Raw genomic sequence first — 4,506 nt, 5'->3', positions numbered from 1 at the left:
TCGCCACCTGGACCGGCGCATGCCCCACCTGCCGACGCAAGATCAGAACCATCCGACGGAAACGACGACCACCAACCTAACAAAGCACTACTAGGACGTGTCCGTTGACTCGACCAGCGTCCGCGCCCACCAGCACGCGAATAGCACCCCGAGGCAAGGTTGTGACGCCTCGGTGCGCCTCCCCTCCCTGGCCGCGGCCCGACAGTCCCTCTAGGTTCACTGCGGCGTAGTTGATACCGCATCGGCGGCTAGACGAACGGCGACTAGCCAGTGTATCAATAGGAGGCACCCTATACCGACCGACGGCAGGAAGTTTCATCGTGTTCGTGCAGCTTATCGACTACCATACCGATCGTCCCGAAGAAGTCGATCGGCTACTAAGCACCTGGATCACAAGTTCCACCGGAGTTCGTGCCGCCAGGCGAACGCGCGTCTGCCGAGACCGACACGAATCCACCCACTATATTGAGATCATTGAGTTTGACTCACGCGAGGATGCAGCGGCCAACTCGAACTTGCCCGAGACCCGTGCTGTACATGCGGCATTCGCGCCCCTGTGCACCGACGGTCCGCGATTCATTGACCTCGATGTCCAGCGCGACGAGCGATTGTAAGACGTTGGGCTACTGCACGATGGAATCGCACTCCTCAGCGTAGGCAGGGTGTGAACAAGGCATGTCAAAGTGATGGCGTTGGAAGCGACTGCGGGAGGCAGCGAGAAGCAAAGGCTCGGCGACAGATAGGCCCGAATGGGTTCATGACCTCCCGCTTAGCCGAGTTGCGCCTCAGCCTCGACCCAGCTGGTTTATACTTGTCGTTCGTCCCCAAGGCCTACTCTCACCAGGTCGCCGAGTGGACGATTGCCGAGCCCGGTGCGCCAAGTTCATCCTCGAGGCGTCGACACGGCCGTTCAACACCGCTGAAAAGCCAGGCGACCAGATGGTCGATCATCGGCCCGCAGCGGCGCGACAAAGTCGTTTCGAGGTACGGCGCACACTTCGCTCCTACGGCGTCCCGGGCCATCTTGCAGGCCGAGCGTGGCCACGGTCGAGCCCAATCTGCTAGGGACACTATGTCCTCCCGAACCGCCGACGCCCTCCGCAGTCTCGTGGGACCGTCAGACGTGCCGTCCGACGGCCGGTAACCGCAACCACTTCCTGCCAGATCACATCAAGGGCTCCAAGCCGCCCTCGAGGCTCGCTGTGAGGTTCGATCTCGTCCCGCAGCATGACGGCGGCGCCGCACTGCCTCGGCGTAGCACACCTTGCCCACGACGCATCCCCGCCGTTACCGTCGACGCCAGTGCTAGGTCATGGCCGGAGGCCTGTCCGTCGCTGGCAGTGGCCGGCGTGGTGAAGCAGCCCTACCGCTGAGCGCTGGTCCTCCTGGTATCGCCAGCATCACAGTTGCGTCCGGCGCAGTACCAGAGAACCGCCCTCGAAGTCAGCGCATGATCAATACCTCTCACTTCCGAACGAGGGCGGCAGGCGAGCCGGTCGGGGCAGCCGATTCGTAAGCAATAGCGATCTGACTAGTGGGTAGTATTGCCGATCCGGCACGACTCACTGACCCTGAAGATGGAACTGAGTCTAGGCATGCCACTGGCCAGAAGGTAGCGTCCGCCACACAGCCGCCTGGATAGATCGAAAGGTTTGTCACGAATGGACAACATCGAGGCAGCTCACCGATTCATCGACCTGAGCAGAGGTCGGATGCACGCCGCAATGACGGGAGACGGCAATTCCGTGATCCTACTACATGGCTGGCCAGGTTATTGGATTGACTATCGGTACGTGCTTCCATTGGCGGCAGGCCGGGCGCAACTGATTGCTCCCGACTTCTTCGGCTTCGGTCTATCCGACCACCTCGATGGCGATCCCATTCGATCAGCAGATGAGGAAGCTTTCGCCCACGACGTGGTTGAGATGATAAACGCGCTTGAGTTGACCGACGTGATTATCGTTGGACACGACATCGGTTCGGCAGTCGCCCCCGTCGTGGCTCGGCTAAAGCCCGACCGGGTCCGAGGACTCGTCCTCCTAAACCCCACGCATCCATACATTGGGAATAAACGATACATGCCCGAAACTCAGCGTGAAGCATGGTATCAACACTTTCACCAGCTGGCACTGGCAGAACACCTTCTCGACGGCAAGGAAGGGGAGATCTACAACTACCTGAGCCACTTTTACGACCATTGGGCCGGCAAGGACAAGATTATGCCGGAGCATATAGATGCAATCGCAAGGACCTACGGCCGGCCTGGAGCCTTCACCTCGAGTATCGCATGGTATCGGGCGCGTGCCGTACGCCGGGAGCAGAGTCCGCCACCCCCACTCAATGTTCCCACCCTCGCACTCTGGGGCGACCGCGACCCGATGCGCCCATTATCACACAAGGAAAATTTCGAACTGGCCTTTCCCCTTTCAGTAAGCGTGATCCTTCCAGGCGTCGGTCATTTTGTCCCATTGGAAGCGCCAAACGCAGTTGTCGATGCAATCGACAGGCTCATCCACGCTTAACGGTTTACGAGGTACCGGTTGAGTGCTCCAAGCGGGTTTCTGTCAGTTGCGTGTCCGGGGGGTCGGCCGTTGGGCATCCACGTCAAGGTCCTGTTTCCGCAGAGTTGATGGAGCAAGGGAGCTGGCGCAACAACGCCGGCACAGTTTCGTTCCTGCCCACAGCCACGGAGCGTGGGACAACAGAACCATCAGTGACAAGGGTAAAGCAGGCGTTGTCGGCGATCTCGCTCCTTTGGCCCCAGGTCATTGTGGTGCGCAAACTCGGTCGGAGGCGGTGCGTCAGCCTGGTGAGCACGTCGACGACTTGCTCCCCGGCCCGGGAGGCGGGCGGGGCGTGGAGCATGACACAGCCACCCGCTCCACCAGGGTGATGACGCGCTGGCCGCGGACAACGATGACTAACTCACCTCTCCAGCCTGGGGGCATCGTCCGGTCAATGGCCGGGCCGGCCTGGTGGAGATGCGGAAGTCGCGCAACGATGGGAGTCTCCAGCGGCAGCTGGAAGTTCATCGCCACGGTCCGCAGTCACGCCTCCGGGTTCTCAACATCGCGCAGCGGGCTCGGCCGGGCCAACGCTCTGACGAACGCCTCTTGCACCAGGTCCTGCTCCTCGGCGAAGTCTGCGGTCATCCCGAACGGCTGCGCCACCAACCGGCCCGCCGAGGCGGCATACACCTATCGAACCTGTTCCCGCTCGTCTACACCTACCCTGTCCACGGCCGCCATCACTAAAGGGTGTCTCGTAACCTGGTCGAGGCGTTGCGTGGTGCCGGGTTGGTGCTCAGTTCGCCAGGGTGATGTTGTGCAGGTTGGCGATGCCGGAAGCGGCGTCGGCCAATGTGTGGGCGGCGCGGCGGTAGTCGCGCAGGATCTTCCAGTTCTTCGTCCTGGCCAGGGCGTGTTCGACCCGGGCTCGGATCGTGCGGTGCTGGGCGTTGAGGTCTTCCTTCCAGGCCGGAAGGTCGTTGCCGTCGGCGGGTTTGCGGTACGGGATGATCACTTCGGGGTTTCCGCGGTAGGCGCCGTCGGCCATGACCGGCCGCCCGGCCAGCTTCTGGTCGATGCCCGAGGTGCGGTAGACGACCGTGTCGTTGCGGTTTCCCGGTTGAAGGTCACCGACGGCGATGACCAGGCGGGTGCTGGCGTCGATGGCGACCTGCAGGTTCGTCGAGTACCGATAGTTCTTGCTTCGCGCGGCCAGGCGGTGGTCCCGGGTCGGGATCAGCGTGCCATCGACGATCGCGATCTGGTCGACCGGCCGCCGCCGCACCGGGGCGAGGGCGAGCAGCGGTCCGAGGGTGTCCACGACCCGGGGAGCGGCGGAGTGCGACACCCCGAACAGCGGGCCGATCTGACGCATGGTCAGGTTCGTGCGCCAGTACGTGGCCACCAGTACCACCCGATCCGGCAGGTCCAGAGCCCACTGCCGGCCCGGCCGCCCGTCGGCGATCGAGTCCCCACCACGCTTGGCGACCAGACGGACCAGCCTACGGAACTGGGCGGGCGTCAACCCTGTGAACGGGAAGATCCACTCCGGGTGGGCCGAGGTGATCACCTCCACCCCCGCATCCTCAATGATCGTCCTTAACGGACAGACACCGGGGTTACGAGACGTCCCTTACGACCTCGTGCGTGGTTGTGGGTGCTTGGTGGGACGATCTTGGTCTGGTCCACTGTGGTGTCTTATCGTCGGGTGACGGGCTTGTCTGTCGAGGTCATCGCTGAGTTGGTGGCCGAGGTGAGCCCCGTGTGGCAGGACCGGCAGCGGACGCGGTTGACTGCCCGGTCCCGGCGGCGGGCGGTGGGCACCGGTGCCCGCTACCGGTTGGTCTTCGTCGACCGACTGCTGGCCACCCTGGTGTGCCTGCGCCACGGCGTGACCCACGATGTGTTCCGCACCGGGTTTGATGGAGACATCGAAACCTGGGAGGAACACCAGCGATGCCCGCACAGAAGAAGTACAACGATGAGCTGCGTGAGCGTG

4 protein-coding genes and 1 pseudogene are annotated in these 4,506 nt (G+C 62.8%); 3 read left to right on the top strand and 2 right to left on the bottom strand.

Annotation, left to right across the window (positions count from 1 at the left end; all coding sequences use genetic code 11):
- The first annotated feature begins 317 nt into the window (after positions 1-317).
- Both AB0873_RS31805 and AB0873_RS31800 read left to right on the top strand, forming a co-directional pair.
- Positions 318-614, top strand: coding sequence for a hypothetical protein (locus AB0873_RS31805; protein WP_366604430.1), 297 nt, complete (start codon positions 318-320; stop codon positions 612-614).
- A gap of 1,047 nt (positions 615-1,661) precedes the next feature.
- On the top strand, positions 1,662-2,522 hold the full coding sequence (locus tag AB0873_RS31800) for an alpha/beta hydrolase (RefSeq protein WP_366604428.1): 861 nt from the start codon (positions 1,662-1,664) through the stop codon (positions 2,520-2,522).
- Positions 2,523-3,047: 525 nt separating this feature from the next.
- On the opposite strand, the gene AB0873_RS31795 is transcribed toward AB0873_RS31800, so the two are convergent.
- Positions 3,048-3,197, bottom strand: a complete 150-nt coding sequence (locus AB0873_RS31795; protein ID WP_366604426.1) for a hypothetical protein — start codon at positions 3,195-3,197, stop codon at positions 3,048-3,050.
- 106 nt (positions 3,198-3,303) lie between these two features.
- A complete protein-coding gene (locus tag AB0873_RS31790) occupies positions 3,304-4,083 on the bottom strand; it encodes a transposase family protein (RefSeq protein ID WP_366604424.1) in 780 nt (259 codons plus the stop codon).
- A gap of 186 nt (positions 4,084-4,269) precedes the next feature.
- On the opposite strand from AB0873_RS31790, the pseudogene AB0873_RS31785 reads away from it, so the two are divergent.
- Positions 4,270-4,506: pseudogene (locus AB0873_RS31785) on the top strand (hypothetical protein); the annotation flags it as partial.

Source organism: Micromonospora sp. NPDC047707 (assembly GCF_040704235.1).
Lineage (GTDB): Bacteria > Actinomycetota > Actinomycetes > Mycobacteriales > Micromonosporaceae > Micromonospora.
The sequence above is the reverse complement of the archived record's forward strand: the minus strand, read 5'-3'. Positions and strand labels throughout refer to the sequence as shown.

Coding starts and splice junctions, on each gene's coding strand:
- AB0873_RS31800 (WP_366604428.1), top strand. CDS start 1,662: ATGGACAACATCGAGGCAGCTCACCGATTCATCGACCTGAGCAGAGGT.